Source organism: Aphanizomenon sp. CS-733/32, from assembly GCF_028330045.1.
In the GTDB taxonomy this organism is placed as follows: domain Bacteria; phylum Cyanobacteriota; class Cyanobacteriia; order Cyanobacteriales; family Nostocaceae; genus Dolichospermum; species Dolichospermum gracile.
This window is the reverse complement of the sequence record NZ_JAQMSE010000146.1, coordinates 20,124-45,918: the sequence shown is the minus strand read 5'-3', so window position 1 is coordinate 45,918 and position 25,795 is coordinate 20,124. Positions and strand designations below refer to the sequence as shown.

Annotated in this window: 23 protein-coding genes, 1 pseudogene and 1 CRISPR repeat array; of the genes and pseudogenes, 13 read left to right on the top strand and 11 right to left on the bottom strand. The window is 38.6% G+C overall.

Annotation, left to right across the window (positions count from 1 at the left end):
* Positions 1-36 precede the first annotated feature (36 nt).
* From hemE to PN471_RS11555, 5 genes are all read left to right on the top strand, one after another.
* On the top strand, positions 37-1,089 hold the full coding sequence (gene hemE, locus PN471_RS11575) for a uroporphyrinogen decarboxylase (protein WP_271776974.1): 1,053 nt from the start codon (positions 37-39) through the stop codon (positions 1,087-1,089).
* A gap of 320 nt (positions 1,090-1,409) precedes the next feature.
* Positions 1,410-2,250: direct repeats of the CRISPR family, unit length 36 nt; unit sequence CTTTACAAACCAACTTCCCCGCAAGGGGATGGAAAC.
* Positions 2,251-2,350: 100 nt separating this feature from the next.
* Complete coding sequence (locus tag PN471_RS11570) at positions 2,351-3,193, top strand: GNAT family N-acetyltransferase (RefSeq protein ID WP_271776973.1); 843 nt, start codon at positions 2,351-2,353, stop codon at positions 3,191-3,193.
* Between the two features lie 244 nt (positions 3,194-3,437).
* Positions 3,438-3,794, top strand: coding sequence for a hypothetical protein (locus PN471_RS11565; protein ID WP_271776972.1), 357 nt, complete (start codon positions 3,438-3,440; stop codon positions 3,792-3,794).
* Between the two features lie 5 nt (positions 3,795-3,799).
* Positions 3,800-4,219: an HNH endonuclease gene (locus PN471_RS11560; protein WP_271776971.1), complete on the top strand. Its 420-nt coding sequence runs from the start codon at positions 3,800-3,802 to the stop codon at positions 4,217-4,219.
* A gap of 122 nt (positions 4,220-4,341) precedes the next feature.
* Positions 4,342-5,298: an NAD-dependent epimerase/dehydratase family protein gene (locus tag PN471_RS11555; RefSeq protein WP_271776970.1), complete on the top strand. Its 957-nt coding sequence runs from the start codon at positions 4,342-4,344 to the stop codon at positions 5,296-5,298.
* Between the two features lie 488 nt (positions 5,299-5,786).
* Here the strand turns inward: PN471_RS11555 and PN471_RS11550 are convergent, their stop codons facing one another.
* The 3 genes from PN471_RS11550 to PN471_RS11540 all read right to left on the bottom strand — a co-directional run bounded on the left by PN471_RS11550 (position 5,787) and on the right by PN471_RS11540 (position 8,297).
* The gene (locus tag PN471_RS11550) at positions 5,787-6,176 is read right to left on the bottom strand and encodes a DUF4346 domain-containing protein (RefSeq protein ID WP_271776969.1); all 390 of its coding nucleotides are present in this window, start codon (positions 6,174-6,176) and stop codon (positions 5,787-5,789) included.
* Positions 6,177-6,282: 106 nt separating this feature from the next.
* Complete coding sequence (locus PN471_RS11545; protein WP_193894192.1) at positions 6,283-7,452, bottom strand: GNAT family N-acetyltransferase; 1,170 nt, start codon at positions 7,450-7,452, stop codon at positions 6,283-6,285.
* A gap of 164 nt (positions 7,453-7,616) precedes the next feature.
* Positions 7,617-8,297, bottom strand: coding sequence for a RibD family protein (locus PN471_RS11540; RefSeq protein WP_271776968.1), 681 nt, complete (start codon positions 8,295-8,297; stop codon positions 7,617-7,619).
* Positions 8,298-8,397: 100 nt separating this feature from the next.
* On the opposite strand from PN471_RS11540, the gene PN471_RS11535 reads away from it, so the two are divergent.
* The 4 genes and pseudogenes from PN471_RS11535 to PN471_RS11520 all read left to right on the top strand — a co-directional run bounded on the left by PN471_RS11535 (position 8,398) and on the right by PN471_RS11520 (position 11,726).
* Positions 8,398-10,284, top strand: a complete 1,887-nt coding sequence (locus tag PN471_RS11535) for a sensor histidine kinase (protein WP_271776967.1) — start codon at positions 8,398-8,400, stop codon at positions 10,282-10,284.
* Positions 10,285-10,341: 57 nt separating this feature from the next.
* Positions 10,342-10,668: a hypothetical protein gene (locus tag PN471_RS11530; protein WP_271776980.1), complete on the top strand. Its 327-nt coding sequence runs from the start codon at positions 10,342-10,344 to the stop codon at positions 10,666-10,668.
* Between the two features lie 33 nt (positions 10,669-10,701).
* Positions 10,702-10,890 (top strand): annotated as a pseudogene (locus PN471_RS11525) (molybdopterin dinucleotide binding domain-containing protein); the annotation flags it as partial.
* Positions 10,891-11,276: 386 nt separating this feature from the next.
* A complete protein-coding gene (locus PN471_RS11520) occupies positions 11,277-11,726 on the top strand; it encodes a phosphate-starvation-inducible PsiE family protein (protein ID WP_271776966.1) in 450 nt (149 codons plus the stop codon).
* A 70-nt stretch (positions 11,727-11,796) separates the two neighbouring features.
* Here PN471_RS11520 and glmU read toward each other — a convergent pair whose 3' ends face one another.
* Both glmU and PN471_RS11510 read right to left on the bottom strand, forming a co-directional pair.
* A complete protein-coding gene (gene glmU / locus PN471_RS11515) occupies positions 11,797-13,152 on the bottom strand; it encodes a bifunctional UDP-N-acetylglucosamine diphosphorylase/glucosamine-1-phosphate N-acetyltransferase GlmU (RefSeq protein ID WP_271776965.1) in 1,356 nt (451 codons plus the stop codon).
* 69 nt (positions 13,153-13,221) lie between these two features.
* Positions 13,222-14,145, bottom strand: coding sequence for a tRNA (5-methylaminomethyl-2-thiouridine)(34)-methyltransferase MnmD (locus PN471_RS11510; protein WP_271776964.1), 924 nt, complete (start codon positions 14,143-14,145; stop codon positions 13,222-13,224).
* A gap of 88 nt (positions 14,146-14,233) precedes the next feature.
* Between PN471_RS11510 and PN471_RS11505 the strand changes: the two genes are divergently transcribed.
* Together PN471_RS11505 and gor are read left to right on the top strand one after the other, a co-directional pair.
* A complete protein-coding gene (locus tag PN471_RS11505) occupies positions 14,234-15,049 on the top strand; it encodes a sulfurtransferase (RefSeq protein WP_271776963.1) in 816 nt (271 codons plus the stop codon).
* Positions 15,050-15,143: 94 nt separating this feature from the next.
* A complete protein-coding gene (gene gor / locus PN471_RS11500; RefSeq protein ID WP_271776962.1) occupies positions 15,144-16,523 on the top strand; it encodes a glutathione-disulfide reductase in 1,380 nt (459 codons plus the stop codon).
* A gap of 233 nt (positions 16,524-16,756) precedes the next feature.
* Here gor and PN471_RS11495 read toward each other — a convergent pair whose 3' ends face one another.
* The 5 genes from PN471_RS11495 to PN471_RS11475 all read right to left on the bottom strand — a co-directional run bounded on the left by PN471_RS11495 (position 16,757) and on the right by PN471_RS11475 (position 23,295).
* Positions 16,757-17,020, bottom strand: coding sequence for a glutaredoxin family protein (locus tag PN471_RS11495; RefSeq protein ID WP_271776961.1), 264 nt, complete (start codon positions 17,018-17,020; stop codon positions 16,757-16,759).
* A gap of 228 nt (positions 17,021-17,248) precedes the next feature.
* Positions 17,249-18,799 (bottom strand): hydantoinase B/oxoprolinase family protein, encoded by a 1,551-nt coding sequence (locus tag PN471_RS11490; RefSeq protein ID WP_271776960.1) that lies wholly within the window; start codon positions 18,797-18,799, stop codon positions 17,249-17,251.
* A gap of 72 nt (positions 18,800-18,871) precedes the next feature.
* Complete coding sequence (locus PN471_RS11485) at positions 18,872-19,531, bottom strand: Uma2 family endonuclease (RefSeq protein WP_271776959.1); 660 nt, start codon at positions 19,529-19,531, stop codon at positions 18,872-18,874.
* Between the two features lie 363 nt (positions 19,532-19,894).
* On the bottom strand, positions 19,895-21,994 hold the full coding sequence (locus tag PN471_RS11480) for a hydantoinase/oxoprolinase family protein (RefSeq protein WP_271776958.1): 2,100 nt from the start codon (positions 21,992-21,994) through the stop codon (positions 19,895-19,897).
* 89 nt (positions 21,995-22,083) lie between these two features.
* Positions 22,084-23,295 (bottom strand): HhoA/HhoB/HtrA family serine endopeptidase, encoded by a 1,212-nt coding sequence (locus tag PN471_RS11475; RefSeq protein ID WP_271776957.1) that lies wholly within the window; start codon positions 23,293-23,295, stop codon positions 22,084-22,086.
* 253 nt (positions 23,296-23,548) lie between these two features.
* On the opposite strand from PN471_RS11475, the gene PN471_RS11470 reads away from it, so the two are divergent.
* Together PN471_RS11470 and menH are read left to right on the top strand one after the other, a co-directional pair.
* Complete coding sequence (locus PN471_RS11470) at positions 23,549-23,932, top strand: metal-sensitive transcriptional regulator (protein WP_271776956.1); 384 nt, start codon at positions 23,549-23,551, stop codon at positions 23,930-23,932.
* Positions 23,929-24,744: a 2-succinyl-6-hydroxy-2,4-cyclohexadiene-1-carboxylate synthase gene (gene menH, locus PN471_RS11465; protein WP_271776955.1), complete on the top strand. Its 816-nt coding sequence runs from the start codon at positions 23,929-23,931 to the stop codon at positions 24,742-24,744. Before PN471_RS11470 ends, menH begins: the two co-directional genes overlap by 4 nt.
* A gap of 126 nt (positions 24,745-24,870) precedes the next feature.
* On the opposite strand, the gene PN471_RS11460 is transcribed toward menH, so the two are convergent.
* Complete coding sequence (locus tag PN471_RS11460) at positions 24,871-25,635, bottom strand: WecB/TagA/CpsF family glycosyltransferase (RefSeq protein ID WP_271776954.1); 765 nt, start codon at positions 25,633-25,635, stop codon at positions 24,871-24,873.
* Positions 25,636-25,795: the final 160 nt, after the last annotated feature.

The window sequence follows — 25,795 nt, the reverse complement described above, 5'->3', positions numbered from 1 at the left end:
GGTGAAATATAAAAGTGACTTAGGACGAAGTGTTAAATGGGTGTTTCCTTAACGGCTCCTCTCCTCCTTCGGGCTGCTCGTGGTGAACAAGTAGATCGTCCTCCTGTATGGATGATGCGACAAGCGGGACGCTACATGAAAGCTTACCGGGATTTGCGGGAAAAATATCCTTCATTCCGCGATCGCTCAGAAATTCCCGAAGTAGCGATCGAAGTTTCCCTCCAACCCTGGAGAGCTTTCCAACCCGATGGAGTAATTTTGTTTTCCGATATTGTCACTCCCTTACCAGGAATGGGGATTGACATGGATATTGCGGAAGGAAAGGGACCGATTATTTATTCGCCCATACGCACTAAAGAACAAGTTGATCAACTGCATTCCTTAGATCCAGAATCAGCACTGCCGTTTATTAAAACGATTTTGCAAGCATTACGGCAGGAAGTAGGTAATCAATCAACGGTGTTAGGCTTTGTTGGCGCACCTTGGACATTAGCAGCTTATGCGGTGGAAGGTAAAGGTTCTAAAACCTATTCCATCATCAAAAACATGGCTTTCTCAGATCCGACAATTCTCCATCAGCTACTCACAAAATTAGCAGATTCCATTGCTGATTATGTCCGCTATCAAATTGATTGTGGCGCTCAAGTAGTACAAATGTTTGATTCTTGGGCAGGACAATTAAGCCCTCAAGATTATGATACCTTTGCTCTACCTTATCAAAAAATGGTGTTTGAGAAAGTTAAACAAACTCATCCTGACACACCATTAATTTTGTTGGTGACAGGTAGTGCGGGACTTTTGGAAAGAATGCCAGCTTCCGGTGCAGACATCATTACTGTAGACTGGGCAGTAGATATGGCAGATGCTAGAGCCAGATTAGGTAAGCACGTGAAAGTACAGGGTAATCTTGATCCAGGTGTGTTGTTTGGTTCTAAGGCATTTATCCGCGATCGCGTTTTGGACACCGTTCGCAAAGCTGGTAACTGGGGACACATCCTCAACCTTGGCCATGGTGTACTCCCCGAAACACCAGAAGAAAACGTCGCCTGCTTCTTTGAAACCGCCAAAAACCTCAACGCTTTGGTTTAACAAATTCAGTAGGGATAAGGTATCTTTTCCCTATTGAAAATATTTAATCTCCTGATTCCATAAATCAAATTTATCCGAAAAAACTCTTGACTATTTTCGTTGTTGAATAATACAATCAAGTTGGTAAGTTGAATTTTTTCGACACACCTCCCCCGAACCTTGAAAACCCTATAATCTCGTTGAGGTGTGTCGAAGTCTTACGCACCAAAGGTTTCAGGCGACAAAATCCGCCATTTTGTCAGAAAATTTTTCCATTTTTCTGAGGTGTGTCGAAATGGGTATCTGAAACCCTTACCCAGTAAGCTTTCCAGAAGTGAACTCTTTACAAACCAACTTCCCCGCAAGGGGATGGAAACGTTTGATAATGTTGCCAGAAGCCTTCGACGCTTTCTTTACAAACCAACTTCCCCGCAAGGGGATGGAAACCCCCAGGAATGTGAACAGCAAACTGGTTACAGGCACTCCTTTACAAACCAACTTCCCCGCAAGGGGATGGAAACGGCAAGGGTGGAAACGGAGGAAACTCCGCCTCCCAACTTTACAAACCAACTTCCCCGCAAGGGGATGGAAACTTTCTGCTCTGGGGTGAGGGCACCCGCAGCAGCAGTTTGACTTTACAAACCAACTTCCCCGCAAGGGGATGGAAACCATCTATCTCACCTCCAGCAAGAACAATATTAGTGTTTTCTTTACCAACCAACTTCCCCGCAAGGGGATGGAAACACGAGATTGCGTTTGGATAAAAACCCTGAGCCTCCTTTACAAACCAACTTCCCCGCAAGGGGATGGAAACTTGAGGGCGTTGACGATCAACTTGTGGGTTCCGGTCCTTTACAAACCAACTTCCCCGCAAGGGGATGGAAACGTTGTTTTTCCATAAACATTGCGAGGCAATACTGGCTTTACAAACCAACTTCCCCGCAAGGGGATGGAAACCAAATGTGTCAATATGAGCGAAATGTTTTCAACTTTACTTTACAAACCAACTTCCCCGCAAGGGGATGGAAACGTTGCTCATTTGCACGAGCAGGAAGAGTTACTATTTTTCTTTACAAACCAACTTCCCCGCAAGGGGATCGAAACATAATAACATAATGTCTAGCCTGACGTTTTTCAGGCGATAAACTTTACAAACCAACTTCCCCGCAAGGGGATCGAAAAAAGTGAACTTCTCTGAAGTATGCTATGCTATTTTTCTTTCCATACCTTGCCATAACGACAATTTTTAACACCTACTTACTGATTCATAAAATTAGCAGTTATGAAAGACACCCTAAAAATTCGCCCCATGAACAGACCCGAAGTGGCTTTAGCCATTAAATGGGCAGCCATAGAAGGTTGGAATCCAGGCATTTATGATGCCGATTCTTATTATCAAACCGACCCCCAGGGCTTTTTATTGGGCGAATTAAACGGTGAACCAATTGGCTGTATTTCCGCTGTTGCTTACGATGAACACTTCGGGTTTATAGGTTTTTACATTGTCAAACCAGAGTATCGCGGGCGTGGTTTCGGCATCCAACTTTGGCAAGCAGCAATGGACTATCTGGGTACTAACCGTAACATCGGTTTAGATGGAGTAATCGCCCAACAGGAGAACTACAAAAAGTCCGGTTTCCACATCGCCTATAAAAATATTCGCTACCAAAGAACAGGCGGTGGTATAATACCCCCTGATATCGTCCTCCTAGACACAGTTCCCTTTGAGGAATTAGTCGCCTATGACCGGCAATTTTTCCCCGCCCCAAGAAGGAAATTTTTACAACATTGGTTGCATTTACCCAACAGCGCCGCCTGTGGTATTCTCAACAATGGACATTTAACAGGTTATGGAGTCGTTCGCCGCAGCGAATCAGGTTACAGAATCGGTCCCCTATTTGCCGACAATGAAGAGATTGCTGATAAAATATTCCAAGCATTATTAACGAAAGGTATTAATACTTCGGTGTTTATTGATATTCCCGATATTAACCCACAGGCTCTGGCATTAGCACAACGTCACCAAATGCAGCCCGGATTTGAAACCACTCGGATGTACACTAAAGGCACTCCAGATTTACCCATGCACCGCATCTTTGGAGTCACCAGTTTAGAACTCGGCTAGATATCACATGATTCATCAAAATTGCCAAATTTATGCCGAAAAACCGCGTTTTATGAGTATCTTTGTTGATACAGCGGTTTCCGCTCTTATAAGGTACATCTTAGCCCCCTCATCGCTTGCGGGGAGGGGGTTGGGGGTGGGGTTCTTGTACCTCATAACATCGAGAAGTGCTGTATTTCTGTTTAGTTGCTGAAAATAAACCTGTATTTTGTTATAATCGCTTTTAAAGGTTGAAGGAAAAACTATGCAATTTACTTTAGATATTCCTGAAGAATTAGTAACTCAACTGCAATTATTTAAGCATCAAATACCACAAATTTTAGAGTTAGGAATCCGAGAAGTAAATGCTGCATCCCAACCTGGATTTACAGGTATGGCAGAAGTATTAGAATTTTTAGCACAGTTACCAACATCAGCAGAAATTATTGCTTTACGTCCTTCGGTAGAATTACAAGAACAGATTAGTAGTTTATTAGAAAAAAATCGAACTCAAGGTTTAACTCCTGCGGAAGAAATGATTTGGGAACAATATCAATATTTAGAGCATTTGGTCAGGATAGCCAAAGCCAGGGCTTTATTAAAGTTAAAAGCAGGTGAATAAACTACATGAGTACATACATTTCATCTGCTTTGAGAAAATTAGTTTATGAGCGTGCTAAAGGTTGTTGTGAATATTGTTTAATTCCTGAAATTACTACCTTATCTACTCATGAAATAGATCACATTATTGCTGAAAAACATGATGGGTTGACAGAAGCTAATAATTTAGCTCTTTGCTGTGTTTTGTGCAATAAACACAAAGGTAGCGATTTAGCGTCAATTGATCCAGATACAAAACAACTGACTCCACTGTATCATCCACGTCAAGATTATTGGCATCAACATTTTCAATTAAATGGTGCTAAATTTATTCCTCTGACAGCAGAGGGAAGAGTCACGGTGAAATTACTACAAATAAATCGTATTGATAGATTAAAGGAACGAGAATTACTTGTACAATGTGGGATGTTAAATCCACCAATATAGTAGAGTGAATTAGAAAAAAATTGATACAATAGTAAAAAATCTTTAATTTGCCTTAAATTGGATTAATATTTAATTTATAAAACCTCTCCCATACCCAAATAACAACCAAAACTGCCAAATCCATGACCAAAAAACGTATTTTAGTTACAGGTGCAAGTGGCTGTATCGGTCACTATATCAGCGAAGCCTTAATTCAAAACACCAACCACGAATTATATTTACTAGTTAGAAACCCCAATAAACTCCAAGTTGATACCACAGTCCGTCCTGGAATCACCATTCTCCAGGGTGATATGCAAGAGATTGGTAAATTCTCTAATTTACTCAAAACCATTGATATTGCCGTATTAACAGCCACTTCCTGGGGTGGTGAGGGCATTTTTGATATTAATGTCTTCAAAACTCTAGAATTAATGAACCTGCTAAATCCCGAAAGATGTGAACAGGTAATTTATTTTTCCACTGCGAGTGTTTTAAATAAGGAAAATAAACCACTTAAAGAAGCTGGAGAAATTGGTACAGATTATATCCGTTCTAAATATGATTGTTTACATCAAATCGAAAAGTTAGCTATTTTTCCCAAAATTACTACAGTTTTTCCTACCTTAGTTTTAGGTGGTGATGACAAAAAACCCTATTCTCATCTCACATCTGGTATTCCTGAAGTTACTAACTATATTAATTTGATTCGTTTTTTACAAGCAGATGGCAGTTTTCACTTTATTCATGGTAAGGATATTGCCACAGTTATCCAATATTTAATTGATTATCCACCACAACTGGGAGATCCCCGCCGATTTGTGTTAGGACAATCTTCTTTAACTGCAAATCAAGCCATTGAAGAAGTTTGTGCTTATTTCCGTAAAAAGATTTATTTCCGTATTCCTTTATCTTTAGGTTTAGCAAATGTGATTATTGCTGTATTCCGCATTCAAATGGCAGCTTGGGATAGATTCTGTATGAATTATCGTCATTTTAGTTATGCGAATGCCATTAATCCTAGCAGTTTCAATTTACCAAATTACTGTGCCACAATGACTGATATTTTGAAAATTAGCGGCGTGAAAGCGGGAATTTAGATTACAGCCATTTTCAGGTGTAGGTAGGTTAGGAATGTGAATTAACCTGAGTTCGGTGTTAGGAGTTTCTCCTTCGGAGACGCTACGCGAACAGAGCTATGATTTTTTCAAGGAGATCATCAGGGTTTGAGACTCATATTTGGGGTAGTTTTCCAAAAATTATCTTATGTCGAACTCAGGTGAATTAAATAAAGTGCAAAAGTAAAAAAGTAGGGTGTGTTAGCGACAGCGTAACGCACCATTCCACATTAAGCCAGAATTGCAGGTTATTAAATTTGCGTTCCTTAGCAGGGAATGGGGAATTAGCAAACAATTCCCAATTACCACTAATTGACACTTTCACTAGTACAAAACGGCGTAAATAAACCAACCATTCTAAATCGTTAAAAAGCCTATACTGTCTTCGTTTTGACTTTTGACTTTTGACTTTTGACTTCCGCCCCCTCTTGCCTTGCTATAGCGACAATTTTCAACGCCAACCTACTTATCTAATCTTGAATGTACTCTTTACCTGAAACTAAAGCCATTTCAGCGCGAACAAATTCTCTACCTAAATAAGCTGCATGATCTAATAAAGTCACAGGACAATTTGGAGTTTCTTCAAAAATCTTGATACAGAGTTCTTTGGCTGTACGTCCGCTAAATACAGTTCTATGGCTTCTTTCCACTTTACCGCGCGCAGGAATCACCTCACCTGTTTCGGGATTTACGGCTAAACCACGTTCGTTAATCACATTAGTGAAATGTTTGGCATAAATTAATCTTTCCTTTTGGTCTATGTAGATAATAAAATAGCCCTTGGGGTCAAGATCAATATGACGGTGAGAAAGTTTATGATCAATTGCTGTCAAATCTTCGAGTAGTAAATTCTTATGCATTGTCAAAAGCAAATTTATAGAAAGAGTATTTTCAGATTACATCAATATACAATATATAGATCCCCGATTTCTTTGAGAAGTTGGGGATCTATTTTAATCTATCTCCTTATTTAAAAGGTAACTCTGCATTAATGGCATCCATTTCTTTTTGTTCTAGTTGATTGACTTCCCGCACCCAAGGCAGGATAATCTGCCCTAAACGGTGGTTATAAAAGCGATGTAGGCTGTAATTCGGGGTGGCAGGGAAACCCCGGCGTTTTTTATGTTTACCACCAGCGCCGGGATCAAAATTTTGGATACCATGAGCGATCGCCCATGCAATTGGTGTATAATAACAAGCATCAAAATGTAAGCAATCTATGTCTTGAAAACTCCCCCAATAACGTCCATATAGTTTATCTTCTTTAAATAAACAAAAGGACATACCCACTGGTTGACCTGGATCTTCTTGATAATAAGCCGCAAAAAATACCACCCGATGCCGATAATTATGTTGTAACTGTTGAAAAAACTGCTTTGTCAAATACTTACTTCCCCACCAACCAAATTTATCACAGGTATCAGCATAAAAGTCATACATTAACGGAAACATAGAGTTAGGAATTTCCTCACCAGTTAACGCTTGCAATCTTAAACCTGCCTTTTCTACAGCTTTACGTTCCCGTTTAATATTCCGTCTTTGATTAGCATTAAATCCAGTTAAATAATCATCAAAAGTTTGAAAGTTGGCATTTTCCCAAATATAACTATGATGTAGCCAAGTTGTAAAACCCTGACTTTCTAAAATCGGTCGCCATTGGGGATCAACATAGAGAAAATGACAACCAGAAATCCGATTTTTTACACAAAAACTATCAATTTCATGGAGCATTAAAGCTGTAATTTCTTCCTCATTTTCCCCCGCAGCAATTAAAAAGCGATAGCCTTCCGCCGGGGTAAATGGAGTCATACCGAGCAACTTTGGATAGTAATCTATTCCCAACCGAGAAGCTAATTCCGCCCATTGATGATCAAAAACAAATTCGCCCTGGCTATGTCCTTTTAAATATAATGGAGCAGCCGCAATTAAAGTTCTATCTCGCCACAAAATCAAGTGATTTGGCAACCAACCAGTATTGGCTGTAACACTTTGAGATATTTCCAAATTGTGCAACCAATTCCATTCTAAAAAAGGCGTTTTTAATGGCATCGCTAAAGCATCCCATTCAACTTGGGGAACATCAGCGATTGTGTGCGTCCACACCAGAGAATAATGGGGTTTGTGTTCTTTGATCATTGTGTAAGTAGGTTAGTGTTAAAAATTGTCATTATGGCAAGGTGAGAGGTAAGAGTGAAGAAGTTTAGGGCGATTTTACAGGAGGCTTTAGTCCTGAGAGTGTCAGTTTTCTTTATTCCTTATTCCTTATTCCTTATTTTTTATTCACTTTTAACTCCTGACTCCTAAATTATTCTATAGTGTAAAAATACTTCTTGCTCGATTGTGGATACTTCTAATAGTTGTAACTTAGGAGCAAGATTAGATAAAAATCCTGTCCCCTCAACAGGTGAAGGCGCAATACTACCACCTAAAATCAGTGGACAAATAGTTAACCAGATTTCATCAATTAAATTAGATTCTAGGAAAGATGCCACTAATTGCCCTCCTCCCAAAATAGCTAATCGGCTAATTTGTAAATTTGTTAAATATTTTAAAGCAGCCAAAATGTCAATTTCTTGGCTAGGAGTTTCAAAGACTAAAACTTCTTCAAACTCTGATCTTTCTTGCCAAAAATAAGCTCCCAGAGAGGTTGTGAGTAACCATCGTCTTACTGGTTGTTGAAAAAATTTAATATCCGGATTCAGTTTGCCTGAACGGGAAATCACTATATGAACTGGCTGGGGGTGCTTATTTGCTATTTTTCTTTGTTGCAAGAGTATTGTCTCTGTGATGGTCATTGTTGTACCGTAGGCATGAAGAGTACCAGCACCAAATAAAACGGCATCAGCTGCAGCAATTTGTTTCCCCAGGTGTATTTTATCAACCACTGAGCCAAATCGAGCAGGCGATCGCTTAAAATCTGCTATTTTGCCATCAGCACTCATGGCTAAAACTACTGTGGTATGAGGACGATGTTGCATCATTGCATTACTTTGATATTTTTTATTAGGGGATATGTTTTCTCACAATTTATCACAATCAGACAACATTGAGAACTTTTAAAGATGCGAAGTGAGACAAACAATGGCTAAATTTCGTCAATCGTCATTTCGACAAATTTTAGTAACAAGAATACTGCTGGTATTTGTCCCAGTTTTATTAGTAGGAGAAATGGTTGCCCTCAATAAAGCCCGTTCTAGTCTATTAAATACTGCTCGACAAAATCTAACAGAAAGTGCGGTTAACAAAGGAGAAAAAATCAGTGATGATATTGCCGCTTTGCGCTCCAATTTAATTACAGCCAGTCAGACAAAAGTAATTAAATCTGGTTCACCTTTCCAAATTGAACAGTTTCTCAAACAGCTACAAAAACAACTACCAACTAAAATAGATTGTCTCCAATTCACCTACCTTAAAAAAGGTGAAATAATTGCCAGTAGTTGCGGGATGCAAGAAATTACCCCATCCGGTTTATCTCCCACCAGTGATGATGTTGATATTCAATTCATATTACCATCTCAATCTGGAAAAACTGGTAAAAAAGACAAACAAAATCAACTCCAGTTATTTTTATCAATTCCTATTGCTAACCAACGTGGTAATTTAGCTTACCGATTAAGCATTAAAACTACATTGTATCAACAAAATCCCAATCATCCAGGCTCATTGACGGGTCTTTTAGTAGTCATTGCTGAAGATGGTAGAGTTTTAGCCCACCCATTGCCAGAAAGAATCGGTACTAATATTAAAGATTATGCCGATGTAGAAAGAATACAAGCCATAGTTAAAAATGCTTTGGGTGGAAGTAATAATTCCAGTAATTTATCCTTTGTTGAAGGAGAGGAACTAGTTACAGGTTTTACAGCTACTACTAAACCTATCACCACAAGACCATCACAAAGATGGATTGTCCTAGCCGTTACAAGTGTAGAAAATGCCCTATTTGGTTTAGAAGAAATTAAACTAATTCTGATTGTTTTAACAGTTGGTTTAATTGGCGCAAGTTTATTGGCATCATTTTATTTAGTTCCTTATTTAGCCGGTCCTGTTGAAGAACTCCGCGATTATGCTGTTAATCTTCATAGTCATCATGCAGCACAACCCATTCCCCGCAACTTCAAAATTCGGGAATTTAACCAATTAGCACAAGCATTAGATCAAATGGTGGAAAGACTAAAAGATTGGGCGGAAGAATTAGAAATTGCTTGGAAAGAAGCCAAATCAGCTAATCAAGTAAAAAGCCAATTTTTAGCCACAACTTCCCATGAGTTAAGAAATCCCTTGAATATTATTATTAACTGTGTACGGTTAGTCCGTGATGATTTATGTGACAGTAGAGAAGAAGAATTAGAATTTCTCAAAAAAGCTGATGATACAGCGATTCATTTATTAAAGATAATTAATGATTTGCTAGATATTTCTAAAATAGAAGCTGGTAAACTTTCCGTAACTACAGTACCGCTGGATTTACGACAATTATTATTAGAGGTAATTAACTTACAATCAGTTAGTGTCCAATATAAAGGACTGCAATTAATTTGTGATATAGGTGATAAACCTATTCCCATAAAATCTGATGCCATTAAACTTAAACAAGTGCTAATTAATATTATTGGTAACGCTACTAAATTCACTGATGAAGGTAATATTCAAATTACGACAAGTATTTATCAGCATTATGTTTTAGTTTCCATAAAAGATACAGGAATTGGTATTGACCCAGGAGAACAAGGTAAACTATTTCGTCCTTTTGTCATGGTTGACGGTACAACTACACGCAAGTTTGAAGGAACTGGATTGGGTTTAGCAATTTCTCGGAATTTAATTGAACTCATGGGTGGTAAAATCACTTTAGAGAGTTTAGGGTTAAATCAAGGAACAACAGTAATTATTAAATTACCTTTGATTGATCTTGCCTTATTACCTAATCCAGAAAAAAAAGATGTGGTCAGAAATGGAGTTAGGAGTTAATTCTGGTTCTCAGAAATGTTGCGCCCATGATAAATTTAAAATTATAATCCTCCTAACATGAAGCGACTTTTTTCAGGTATTTTTGTGGTGACAGTTTTATTACTAACTCCTGGTTGTTCATCCAATACTAAGTCTACGGAAACACAGGTTTCACCTAGTATAATGACGAATCATGACGGACATTCAATGGGAAATATGAATCATGGGGATAATTCACAAATAACTGCATCTGATTATATCCATGCACACGCAATGAAAGATTCTGCGGACGGAAAGGTTGAATTTCATACTAAGTTTACCAAGCCAGGAACATATAAAATGTGGATGCAATTTAATCGCAACGGACAAATGAAAACCGCAGATTTTTGGGTAAATGTAGAATAGAAAATCGTAGGTTGCGTTAAGCAGGGGAAAGCATTTCTTGAGATTCATCCCCGTGATGCTACTGTTTTAGGTATTATTGATAATCAGTAGTGAGAGGTGCGATCGCGTCGTGGTAAAACTAAGTTTCCAGCTAAAATCACAAAAGCTATTTCTCCTGGTACTGTCTTTGTCCATATCCACTGGGGTAAGCTATGGGCGGATGACGCAGAAGCCCCAGTTTTGTATGGCTACGCCACGCAAGCTATTGTTAATTATCAATGGTTATGATTGTTTCTTTGGATAACCAAATTATCCAAGAATGATCATGATTAATTTTATAATCTAACAATACCTTGTCCAAATTGGAAAAAGCATTGACTTGTCCGTTGAGTTGAAGTATCAAACCCAAAATAAGGGTTGGGCTGCGCTATCGCTTAACCCAACAAAGCAGAAAATAGACAAGGTATTGAATCTAAGGGACGAATTATTACTTTTGAAAGCACTTCCTAAAACTGCCAAGTTTGTGAAAGTAGAAAATATATTTATGCTTTTTGATCTTTGAGATTTATCTACAGGATTTTTGTTTTATATTCGTAGTTTCCAATTTAATTTTAATCAAGGAGTGTCAAATGAGAAGGTTTATTAAAAATTTTCTAGAACTTACGAGTGATAAAAGCTTTATTCATTTGATCGAAATTATTGAGGTAATAGTTGCTAAATTACTATCTCTCTTGATGGTAATAGTAATTTTTGCCACGCTTGCTGACTTGGCAATATTTATTTTTAAGGAAATACTTTCTTCCGAAGAAGGTAGTTTTAGTCAGACATTGTTTAAAATTTTTGGACTATTTCTCAATGTTTTAATTGCTTTAGAAATACTAGAAAATATTACTGGCTACCTCAAAAAGCACGTTTTACAAGTTGAATTAGTTATTGTCACTTCTTTAATTGCTATTGCCAGAAAAATTATTATTCTTGATTTAAAAGTTACTGAAGGTATAGAAATTATTGGTTTGGGGATTGCGATTCTTGCCCTATCCATTAGTTATTGGATAATTCGGAGTAGTCACCAAAAATAAAATTATTACGTAGGAATTAATCAACTTTCTGCATAAAAAGGTGCGTTAATAAACGCACCCTAGGAAAATATTAACTGTCAGTTTTCATTTTCCAACCTGGTTTGACAACTTGACGACTTCTGGCAATTACCAAAGAATCATCAGGGACATCTTCTGTCACCGTTGAACCTGCGGCTATATAGACATCATTACCGACAGTAATAGGTGCAACTAACACAGTATTAGAACCGGTTTTGCTGCGATCGCCTATAATTGTCCTATGCTTCTTCACACCGTCATAATTAGCAGTGATTGTCCCCGCACCAACATTGACCTGAGTTCCGGTTGTGGTATCGCCTAAATATGATAAATGTGCTACATTAGTGCGATCGCCTAATTGGGTATTTTTCAACTCCACAAAATTACCAATTCTGCAACCTACACCCACCTCAGCGTGACCACGTAAATGTGCGTAAGGTCCAATTCGAGTTTGAGATTGAATCACACTATCTGTAATTACAGAATACAGAACCGTGACATTTTCACCCAATTCACTATTCTCAATTAAACTTCCCGGACCAATGCGACTACCAGCTTGAATCACCGTCCTTCCTCGCAAATGGGTTTGCGGTTCAATAATCACATCCGGCTGTAATTCCACCGTTTCATCAATAGTAATACTTGCCGGATCAATTAACGTCACCCCCGCTAACAACCATTTTTCCTTAATCCGTTTTTGCAAAATATCATTAGCAGTTGCCAATTGCAATCTATCATTAATTCCCAAAATTTCTTGATGATCTTTCACATCTACAGCCATTACCTTACCAACTTGAGTAACAGCATCCGTTAGGTAATATTCTTTTTGAGCATTATTAGCTTGCAAATCTGGTAATATCTTCGCTAAATCAGGCCAATTAAAACAATAAATACCCGCATTTACCCGATCATTTTCTCTTTGATTAGGAGTACAATCCTTATCCTCAACTATTTTTTGGACAATACCCTCACTATTCCGAAAAACCCTACCATAACCTTGGGGATTTGCTAATTGTGCAGTCAGAATAGTACAGGAATTTTGATTTTCTTGGTGAGTTTGTAAGAGGTTTCTTAAAGTTGCTGTCCGTAACAAAGGCACATCGCCATTTAAAATCAATAAATCCCCAGTATAACCCTCTAAATGGGGAAGTAATTGTTGGATAGCATGACCTGTGCCTAATTGTACAGCCTGTTCTACAAATTCCACACCATAAATAGAATCCATAGCTGTTTTTACTTCTGTGGACTGATAACCAACAATCACTAACTTACGGGAAGGTGAAAGAGGTTCAGCACTTTCAATAACGCGTTCAACTAAAGATATTCCACCCAAGGAATGTAAAACTTTAGGTAGATTAGATTTCATTCTTGTACCTTTTCCAGCCGCGAGAATTGCTACAACAACCATAATTAAATATCAGTGAGTTGGTGATAAATACTTTTTTGATTAACTCCCTTCCATGCCAGATCATATCAGTTAATCATTGCTACCTGTTGACTGTTCAGGTAAAATCTCCTGCGGTGTTGACGATCTTAACCACCTTTTGCGCCATTGTGAACTTGATTCCAATGTAGAAACTTGCACTTCCTCTTGTCGTCTTTTGAGGATCACTTCAGCAGTATCACTTAAATTAGGATCTCGATAAGGAATAGCAGCACGAGTTAATAAATGTTCGGCTTCAGCTTGAGAAAGAGGGGGCAAAGAGGATATAGTTGATCCCTGACCATGTTGAGGATATCCAACAATAGTCCCTGGAGTCCGTCTCCCTACTGGTGGAGTCGAACCAACAACCAAACCCGCAGTTAACAGCGCAGTCCGTACCGCCGCCGCACAGGAATAAGTAGCCAGTAACCCATTTTGATCCAAGCATTCTGATACTTTTTGGATAAATTCCACTGTCCATAATTGTGGACATTGGGGAGGTGAAAAGGGGTCAAGAAAAATTGCATCTGCTTGAAAACCTGATTCATGTACTTGGAGAATTAAGTTTCTAGCATCACCAATTAGTAAAGTAGCTTGCAAATAATCTATGTGGACTTGATGTTCAAACCCTATTTGAGTTAAAATTTTTATATATTTGTCCTCCCAACCATTGAATAACTGATGGTTAATTGCTGCTTGGGGGACAATGGGATTTAGTTCTAAGCCAATCACCTCCACACGACAACGAGGATTTACTTGCCAAATTGTCTGTAAAGCTGTCGCTGTGTTGTATCCTAGACCATAACAAATATCTAACAGCCGCACAAATCCCGTTTCGGCTAATACTGGTAATCGAGTCGGAATCGCAAATTTTAGCAAACTTTCCTGTTTTGCTCCATAGTGACTATGAAAGGCTTCATTAAACTCTGTGGAAAAAAAGGTAAAAGAACCATCTTGCGTTTGTTGGGGTATAAACATTTTAGGATTTTAGGAGTCAGGAGTCAGAAGGAAGAAAGAAGAAGAAACCCTGGGTGAGTCATTACCAATTACCAATTACCAATTACCAATGAATAATCAATTTATTGTTTCTCCAGAATGGCTGTTTGCAAACCTCAATAATTCTCAAGTTGTGATTGTTGATTGTCGGTTTTCTTTAGCTGATAGCCAATTAGGAAAACAACAGTATCAAACTAATCATATCCCAGGTTCTTATTATTTAGACTTAAATCAAGATTTATCTAGTCCTGTACAAGAACATGGGGGCAGACATCCTTTACCAAATATCACAGAATTAGCTGAAAAGTTATCAGCGATTGGGGTAAATTCCCAAAAAACTTTAGTAGTGGCTTATGATGATTCTCGCTTGGCTTTTGCCTCTCGTTTATGGTGGTTATTGCGGTATTTAGGACATGAACAAGTAGCTGTTTTAGATGGTGGTTTTGACCGTTGGCAAAAAGCAGGTTATGCCATTACAGATGTCATCACTACTGCGGAAAGAGGAACATTTATTCCCCAATTACAAGGGGATAAAGTTGTAGATTTTGCCTATGTTAAAAATCACAAAGATAGTGAAAATGTGGTTTTAATAGACTCTAGGGAAGGAGAACGTTATCGTGGAGAAAAAGAACCAATTGATAAAATTGCTGGACATATTCCCGGCGCTGTTAATTATCCCTGGCAAGAAGTAACGGACGCTGCTGGCTGGGTAATTCCCCAGTTAGAACAATCTCAACGGTGGCAAAATATAGATACAAATAAAGAAATTTTAGTGTATTGTGGTTCAGGTGTCACAGCTTGTGTAAATTTACTTTCTTTAGCCATAGCTGGAATTCCCTCCGCTAAACTTTACCCTGGTAGTTGGAGTGATTGGATTAGTTATTAGTTAGTTGTCAGTTGTCAGTTACGTTAGATTAAATCTAGGCAGTTTGACTATATGTAGTTCAATAGCCTATTTTTAGTGAAAAAAGTAGAAATTTATGACTTTTGATTACGACTTATTTGTGATTGGCGCTGGTTCTGGGGGGTTGGCTGCTTCTAAACGGGCGGCTAGTTATGGTGCAAAAGTGGCGATCGCCGAATATGATTTAGTTGGTGGTACTTGCGTAATTCGCGGTTGTGTCCCCAAAAAACTCATGGTTTACGGTTCTCACTTCCCCTCCCAATTTCAAGAAGCCGCAGGTTATGGTTGGACAGTGGGAGATGTAAAATTTGACTGGGAACATTTCATCACATCCATAGACAAAGAAGTTAACAGACTTTCCCAACTTCACATCAGCTTTTTAGAAAAAGCTGGAGTAGAATTAATTTCCGGTCGTGCTACCTTCATAGACCCCCACACAGTTGAAGTCAACGGGAAACAATATACAGCCGCGAAAATTTTAATTGCTGTCGGTGGTCGTCCCGTTAAACCAGAAATCCCCGGTATAGAACACGCCATTACTTCCAATGAAATCTTTCACCTGAAAACCCAACCCAAACATATCGCTATCATTGGTGCTGGTTATATCGGTAGTGAATTTGCCTGTATTATGCGCGGTTTGGGTTCAGAAGTTACCCAGATTATCCGCAAAGAGCAAATTTTGAACGGGTTTGACCAAGATATCCGCACCAGTATCCAAGAAGGAATGACCAATCATGGTATTCGCATTATCCAAAATACTCAAGTGACAGCAATAGAAAAAGTGGACGCAGGACTAAAACTAACTTTATCTGGAGACCAAGAACCCATCATTGCTGATGTATTTTTAGTAGCAACCGGTCGCAGTCCTAATATTGAAGGATTAGCCTTAGAAAATGCCCAACTTGATTGTGTTCCCAGTTCTGAAGAAGAACCAGGATATAGCACCTCAAAGGCAATTTCCGTCAATGAATACAGTCAAACTTGCCAACCCCATATTTATGCTGTTGGTGATGTCACAGACCGCTTAAATTTAACCCCCGTCGCCATTGGTGAAGGACGTGCTTTTGCTGACAGTGAATTTGGCAACAACCGCCGCGAATTTAGTCATGAAACCGTTGCTACAGCCGTATTTACCACACCAGAAGCGGCCACAGTCGGTTTAACAGAAGCCCACGCTAGGGGCAAATTCGGTGATGACAACATCAAAATTTATCGTACCAGCTTCCGCCCCATGTACTACACTTTGGCAGGTAAGCAAGAAAAAACCATGATGAAGCTAATAGTAGATACTAGCACTGATAAAATTCTAGGCGCTCACATGGTGGGAGATAGTGCCGCAGAAATTATTCAAGGTGTCGCTATTGCAGTAAAAATGGGCGCAACCAAAGCTGATTTTGATGCCACTGTAGGTATTCATCCCTCCGCAGCAGAGGAATTTGTTACCATGAGATCATAAAAGTAGGGTGCGTTAGCAACGGCGTAACGCACCTTTTAACTGGCATTCCGCACTTCAAAATGTCACATACTTGTGCTTCAAAAAATGTTATCAAATCAGGGTAAGTTCGGAGTTCAGGAGAAAGAAAGAAGAAAGAAGAAAATTCCTTCCCTATCTGACCATTATTAGCCCGATATTGGTAATCTTGGTGTATTACAAAATGAATTGCGGAATATGGGTTGTAACGGCCGATTTTAGCTTTTCACATAATCACTTAACATTTTTTCCAACCGTTCCACACTCAGACGAGGAGAAGGACGGGGTATAGGTTTTTCTCTACCGTCGCCAGTGAGTAAATATAGTACCGGAATTTCATATTGATATGCTACAAACCAATCATCACGGGTGGTAATATCGCGTACTTCTAACTCAAAACTGAGATTTTTGATTTGTTCCAGTTTTTCCTGTAATCCTTCACAAAGATGACAACCGGGTTTGCTGTAGAGAATTAATTGCATGAGTTGAGATTAAACAATGAAAATGTGTTTTATAGCTATTTTAACTAAAAATACAATTTTATAGAAAAGTATCTGATAGCGTAGCGTGGCGTAAGCCATATCAGGATACTCAAGATTACAAGATTAACAGGATAAAAGAATAGATGATAATTAATTCTGTTTATTTACAGGATTTATGCAGTAGTAAAGCACCCTACCAATATGCCAGTTGCGTAAGTCCTGTTACATTCACAAAACCTTACCAAATCCTCCACCTCCAGGAGTTTCTATGATAAAAACATCCCCCGGTTGCATCTCTACTGTAGCTGTATTCCCTAAATTTTCTTCAGTTCCATTTTCACGTTTTATCCAGTTTCTTCCCACTTTTCCGCTGTCTCCACCATCCAAACCAAAGGGAGGAATTAACCGATGACTAGAAAGAATATTAGCTGTCATTGGTTCGAGAAATTTAAGACGACGAATTACGCCATTTCCACCTGTGTATTTGCCTTTACCACCACTATCAGAACGCAAACTAAAGCTTTCTACTTGAATAGGATAACGAGTTTCTAAAACTTCTGGATCAGTTAAACGGGAGTTAGTCATGTGAGTATGAATTGCATCAGTACCAGGAAAATTCATCCCCGCACCTGAACCCCCACAAATGGTTTCATAATATTGATATTTTTCATTCCCAAAAGTAAAATTATTCATCGTTCCCTGGGAAGCAGCCATGACACCCAATGCACCATATAAAGCATCAACAATTGTTTGGGAAGTTTCTACATTTCCTGCTACCACTGCTGCGGGATAAGTTGGGTTTAACATACAGCCTTCAGGAATTATAATTTCTAAAGGTTTAAGACATCCCGCATTGAGAGGAATATTATCATTAACTAGAGTCCGAAACACATACAAAACTGCTGCCTGTGTTACGGCTTTGGGAGCATTAAAATTACTATTTAGTTGTGCAGATGTTCCCGTAAAATCAATTTTGGCACTGCGATTTTCCCGGTTAATTGTCACTGCAACCTGAATTTTTGCACCGCCATCCATTTCATAAATAAATGCACCATCTTTGAGGACATCAACCGCTTTTCTGACGGATTCTTCAGCATTATTTTGGACAAACTGCATATAAGTTTGTACTATTGTGAGTCCATATTGATTGACCATTTTACCAAGTTCTTGGACTCCCCTTTCATTGGCAGCTATTTGAGCTTTAAAATCGGCAATATTTTGATCAGGATTGCGACTAGGATAGGGATGATTTAAGAGATAATTTCTCACGGCTATTTCTTGAAAGTCTCCTTGTTCAACTAAGAGAAAATTATCAAATATAATTCCTTCTTCTGCGACTGTGCTACTGTGAGGAGGCATAGAACCAGGAGTAATACCACCTATATCTGCTTGATGTCCACGAGAAGCAACATAAAAGATAATTTGTGTTTTTTCTCCATCAAAAATTGGGGTAATGGCTGTGACATCAGGTAAATGTGTTCCCCCGTTGTAGGGGTTATTTGATAAATAAACATTTCCTGGTTTGATAGTGTCACCTTGATCATTAATTAAACTGCGGACACTTTCACTCATTGAGCCTAAATGTACAGGAATATGAGGTGCATTTGCAACTAATGAACCGGAAGCATCAAAAATAGCACAGGAAAAATCTAGCCGTTCTTTAATATTAACTGATGTTGCGGTATTTTGCAGCACAATTCCCATTTGTTCGGCGATGAATTGATAGAGGTTTTTGAATATTTCTAAGCGAATGGGATCTGGTTGAGATGTGGTATACATTTTTTCTCTTAATTAATTTTAAGATAAACAATATGTTGGGTTTCCTTGCGTCAACCCAACCTACATTTTTTATTAAATTGTATCTGGGTTAATATTTAATTTTCGCAATTTTGCTGCTAAACGTTCTGCGGTTTCTTCAGGTGTGGGGACTAAATTTCCTTCTAATGTGAAATAACGTAATAAACCCTCATGAATTCCCAAATATAACCCTAATTGTTCACTCCATAAATGTCCTTTTTCGGTGGCTTTTATAGGTTGATATTTTCCGTCTGTGATATGAAAACCTGCAAATTCTAATGTATAAGGATCAAACCAGAAATAGTCAGGTGTGCGGAAAGTTTCTTGATAAAGTTCTTTTTTTGATTCTCTATCAGTTTTAGCTGTTGTTGGTGAGAGAATTTCGACAATTACATGAGGATATTTACCATTTTCTTCCCACACTACCCAACTTTTCCGAGTTTTTCTGTCAGTTCCTAAGACTACAAAAAAATCAGGTCCACGAAAATTTTCTGTTTTCTTCTGGTGTGGACTATAATAAATACTCAGATTTCCCGCAGCATAGAAATCAGTTCTATCTTTCCATAACCATTTTAGACATTTTATTAAGAGCATAATTTGCTCTAGGTGTAGTTCTGTTTCCACGGGAGGTTCATCACTATATAGGTCACTGGGAGGAAAAATAACATCTGAAGAGATGCTTTTTTCAGATGCTATTTCTTGAGTAATCATCATGATATGATACCAAGTAGTTATTTGTTTATTCTAACATTAATGGCTCTACCATTCCCTTTATGTAACACAACATTTATTGTAGGTTGGGTTGTTCGCGTCAGCGTTGCGGAGCAATGGCACGAAACCCAACACCTCTTACTATCCTCCCGCGAATGTTGGGTTATGCCTTCGGCACGCTACGCGAACACTTCGTTCAACCCAACCTACAAAAATTAAATTAATATTCTCTTCCATAAGGGGAGCGGTAGAACCACATTAATTACCAATTAATAATTAATCCATTCAAGGTCTTATCTGCGTTCAAATATTCTGAAAATCTTATTTTCTTTGGAAATGTTGGGTTTTGCAAAGGCTCAACCCAACCTACGAAAAATGGTATTGTAAAATTAAGTGATTTTGTTTCGTTAATGTTGCTTTCCAGCGAGGTTCAACGACAATTGTGCTAATTTTTTCGACAATGATAGCAGGTCCGATAATAATATCTTCTGGTTGTAAATTATCCCGGTAATAAACAGGGGTATCATGCCATTTATCAGCCGTAAACATTTTTACTATTTCCACAGGTGTGGGATTTTGATCGAAAGGACGATTACGAGTAATTAATGGTTCTTCAGGAGTGTCCATTTTTTGAATTACTTCTACTGAGACTGATTCGACAATTAAGGGTTTCTCAGTTTGAATGAAACCATATCTATTTTTATGCTCAGTTTCAAATTCTTTTCGCATTAATGCCACATTATCGGCAAAATTAATGTTTAATGTAGAGTTAGTCCCATCATATTTTAAGTTAATTTTTTGGACTATTTTTTCTCTACTTGTTTGATCGAAGTTAATAGTAGTTTTGGCTTGGGTTTCTAAGGATGCCATTAATTGCTGTAATTGCGGAATCAATATTTGATTCAAAGGTTTTTCTACACCTGTTTCTTTAATTGAGCGAATATCAGCTAATCCCATGCCATAGGCAGAAAGAACTCCTGCATAGGGGTGAAGAAATATCTTGTTCATGCCTAAAGTATCAGCAATTAAACAAGCAAATTGTCCACCTGCACCACCAAAACAACAAAGGACATATTCGCTGACATCATAACCTTTTTGTAAACTGATTTTTTTGATGGCATTTGCCATATTTTCTACAGCGATCGCTATAAATCCGGCTGCTACTTGTTCGGGTGTAGAACTGTTGCCTGTGGCGGCTACAATCGCCTGGGAGAGTTGGATAAATTGTTTTTTAACAATATCTTGGTCTAAGGGTAAATTGCCTGCAATGCCAAACACAGAGGGGAAATATTGAGGGTGAATTTTTCCTAACATGACGTTAGCATCTGTGACGGTTAATTGTCCTCCACGTCGGTAACAAGCTGGTCCTGGATTTGCACCCGCAGATTGGGGTCCGACACGATAACTAGAACCATCAAAATATAAAATTGAACCGCCTCCGGCCGCAATGGTGTTAATTGCTAATACGGGAACTCGCATCCGCGCACCTGCAATTTCTGAGTCTAATTGGCGTTCATATTCTCCTTTGAAGTGAGCAACATCTGTACTTGTTCCACCCATATCAAAGGTAATTACTAATTCAAAACCTGCTCTTTTACTAGTTTGAATTGCTCCGACAATACCGCCAGCGGGTCCACTTAAAATACTATCTTTTCCTTGAAATTGTTCTGCGTCGGTTAACCCACCATCAGATTTCATGAACATTAATTTGACTCCAGGTATTTGACTGGCTACTTGGTTAATGTAGCGGCGCAAAATCGGAGTTAAATAAGCATCTACTACGGTTGTATCTCCTCTGCTGACTAATTTCATTAATGGACTAACTTGATGGGATATGGAGATTTGTGTAAAGCCGATTTCTTTGGCTATTTGTGCTACTTGTTGTTCATGTTTGGGATAGCGATCGCTGTGCATAAAAACAATGGCACAACTGCGAATTCCTGTGTCATAAGCCGCTTGTAAATCATGTTTAGTCTGTTGAATATTGACGGCTATTAATTCCTGTCCATGAGCATCATAACGTTCCTCTATTTCAATTACCTGCTCATACAACATGGTGGGTAAAATTATCTGTCTAGCAAAGATACTGGGACGATTTTGATAACCTATTCTCAACCCATCTTTAAAGCCTTTCGTAATAGCTAGAACTACCCGATCTCCTTTTCTTTCTAACAGTGCATTTGTGGCTACTGTTGTTCCCATTTTGACGATTTCTATGGCTTCAGTCGGAATAGGTTCTTGGTTGGAAATACCCAAAATATCCCGAATACCTTGAATTACGGCATCTTGATATTGTTCGGAATTTTCTGAGAGTAATTTATAGACTACTATCCATTCTTGATTAGGGAGAGGAACGATTAAAAACCGTTCTTGATGTTTTAAAAGTCTGTTGATTATTGTTTGATTATTAGTGACAGCAACTATATCTGTAAATGTACCACCTCTGTCTGCAAATACTTTTAACATTATTTAATTTCCTCAATGCTATTGCAAGAGTTAAAGAGTCAAATCCCCGACTTTTTTAATAAGTCGAGGATCTTGTTGTTTAAAACTAACTAAGAAAGGTCTTTCAATTCAGCAGTGCGGACTGAAAGTATCTGTGTTTGATTCCCTCTTTGCACTTTTACCTGCAACACTTGACCAAGGGTACTGTTTTCTACAACATTTTGCAATTGTTCAGCACTGGTAATAGCTTTATTGTCAATTTGTACAATCACATCACCGCGCCGGATACCTGCACTTGCAGCCGGAGAATTAGGAACAACTCGCATGACCAAAACACCTTTAACTTCAGGAATTGCAAACATGGAATTAGGGTCATTGTTATTTTGTTTTGCTAATTCTGGTGTTAGTGTCACCATTTGCACACCTAAATAGGGGTGAGCAACTTTGCCATCTCGTTGCAATTGTACAGCGATCGCCTTGGCCTTATCAATAGGAATCGCAAACCCAATCCCCATAGCATCTGCACGAATGGCGGTATTAATTCCAATCACCTCTCCTAAACCATTTAATAACGGTCCACCAGAGTTACCGGGGTTAATAGCTGCGTCAGTCTGGATGAAATCTAACCGTTTATCACTGATTCCTACTTGAGCGCTCGAACGTTTCAGGGTGCTGACAATCCCCAAAGTAACAGTATTATCAAATCCTAACGGATTACCGACCGCGATCGCCCAATCTCCCACCTGAACATTACTAGAAGAACCCAAAGGTGCAACAGGTAAATCCTTACCAGCATTAATCTTAACTACAGCCAAATCCGTAACTTCATCAATGCCTTTCACCTTACCCTCAAAAGTGCGACCATCTTTCAGACGGACAGTAACCTTATCCGCCTTATCAACTACGTGAGCATTAGTGAGAATTACACCACTTTTGTCAAGAATAAAACCAGAACCTAAACCCCGTAACTGTTCAGTCGGTGATTGTTGAGGAAAGCTATCACCAAAAAACCGCCGAAAAAACGGATCTTCCAGCATCGGATCACTTCGGCGAGTAATCGTCCGTTCAGTATCAATTCTCACTACTGCTGAACCCACACGATTTACCGCTGCTGTCACAAAACTATGACTACCAATCACGGCCGCAGCGGGAGAAGGCTTTTGAGCAACTTTTATGAATGACTCAGTGACAGGACTCGGACCCGGTTCTGCTGCTGAAGGTAACACCCGCAGGGAAGTAAAAGTCAGCGTCACTCCCATAAAAATTGCTAACAGATGGGTACTGAGTTGTCGGATAGACCGGGACATTGGGAAAAATCGCATAATCACAACCTAATCTACAAGTCTAGTTTTTGCTGTTTCTTGATAAATCTATCTACATCTCATTCTAGTTTATTGACATTTTCACTCCAATTTAAGTTTCTGAGATTTTGCCAGATATTGGCTCAAACATCAATATTTCTCAGCTGTCACCAACTCGGTGGCGACAGTTAAACAACATAAAAAATTCCTATCTCTCTGGGCTAAGATATTTATTAGAGCCAAAATGCCAAAACCAATATTCATAGAATAACTTATGAATGGAGCAACCCCCATTACAAACGACTCCTTACTTATACCAGAACCAGGAGAACATATCCACAATCACAGCCATACGGATCATACACACATTGATTCTGTTCATCCTCATGTTCACAGTGAAGAGTCTTTACGCAAAATTGTTAACCGACTATCACGTATAGAAGGTCACGTTCGCGGAATTAAGACAATGGTACAACAAAATACCCCATGTCCTGATGTGTTATTACAAATTGCCGCCGTGCGAGGAGCATTAGATAAAGTAGCACGAATCGTCCTAGACGAACATTTAACTGAGTGTATTGGTAGAGCTGCTCAAGCAGGTAATATAGAACTAGAAATTGAACAATTAAAAGCCGCTTTAGATAGATTTTTGCCTTGATTATCCATAAATATCAATTTCACTATTTTTTAAATCATCAACCAAACAAACCAATAATTCTGTTTTTACATGGCTTCATGGGGAATATTTATGAATTTGATCAAGCCATAAAACTACTAGTTGATGATTTTTCCCATCTTACCATTGATTTACCGGGACATAGACAAACTCATGTTTTAGATGATGAATGCTATACAATGGCATCTACAGCCACAGCGATTATCCAATTATTAGATCAATTAAAAATTGACCAGTGTTATTTAATTGGTTACTCAATGGGAGGAAGATTGGCTTTATATCTGACTCTGTATTTTCCCCAAAGATTTATTAAAGTTATCCTAGAATCTGCTTCTCCTGGTTTAGCAACAGAAACCGCAAGGTTGGCTAGAATTAAAAGTGATGCTCAAATAGCCAAAAAATTAACGAGAATGACAAATAAAGATGATTTTGATCACTTTCTCCATAATTGGTATCAACAGCCAGTTTTTGGGGATATTAAAAATCATCCGCAATACCAATCTATGATAGCCAGTAGATTAGCAAATAATCCGCTAAATTTAGTTAAATCATTGCAATTTATGGGAACAGGTTCTCAACCTAGTTTATGGGAATTGCTACCTGAAAATACTATTCCTCTATTATTATTAGTCGGTGAGAAAGATGAGAAATTTATAGATATTAATATCGCCATGACTGAAAAATGTAATTTTGCTAAATTACAAATAATTCCTCAAGTCGGACATAATATTCATCTAGAAACTACTTTAGCATTTGTGCAAAATGTGCTAAAATTTTTCAAGAGGGTGTGTTAGCGACAGCGTAACCCACCATTATCAATAATTTGGTACATTACAGATTTCTCATTGTTGTTGTTACTGAATTCTGGGCGCAGACCCTGCGCCCCTACGTTGCGAACTGTTTCCCTATTACCGTTGCACTCAGAACTCCCAACCATTGACATCTTTATGCGTCCAACGATAAATTAAAGATTTAAAGGCGAACTCTGGTAAAGCTAACATTCGTTGCCACCGCCAAGGTTCTTGATATAGTCTATATAGCCATTCTAAGTTATTATTTGCTAACCAACGGGGGGCGCGAGTTTTTCCACCTGACCAAATATCAAAACTACCACCAACACCTATCCAAATTGAGTGGGGACACAAATGACGGTGTTTAGCAATCCATAATTCTTGACGTGGTACTCCCAAACCAACAAATATGACTTGTGGCTGGATTTGGGTGAGGGTTTGCAATAACTGTTCTTCTTCTGCTGGGGAATGATAACCAGAATGTGTACCAGATATTTTGAGGGTGGGAAGTTGTTTTTGCCATAAATCTGCGGCTTTGGCGGCTATTCCTGGTGCGCCTCCATAGAAAAATATTGAAGCTGATATTTGCTCTTGAGCGATTGTTTGTAAAAGTTTTTCGGCTAATTCAATTCCGGGAAACCGTTGGACTTTTTGTCCTAATAGATATTGTAAATAGAGAACTACTCCTGCACCGTCAGGAATAACTAATTCAGCGTTTTTAATGATTTTTGCTAAGGGGAAATTGCGCTCTGCTTGCATAGTCATTTCGGCATTGAGGGTGACTACATGAGTTCCTTGACCTGCTTTTAAGCAATCTAATAACCAGTTTGGATAATTATTCATTATATGCACTGGTAAGCCTAGTACGGGGAATGCCTGCGGGAATTTAAACATAGTTTTTTTAAAATCAGACTTTAGGAGAATGTTTGATAAAGATTAGTGTATCAAGTTTTTCCCTGAATGAATGACAAGAATTTGTCAAGGAAAACAGTTTAGGTGTGAGGGCGGTAAACCCCGCCTCTACAGGTTTTGCGATAGAAAACTGTACCTCATA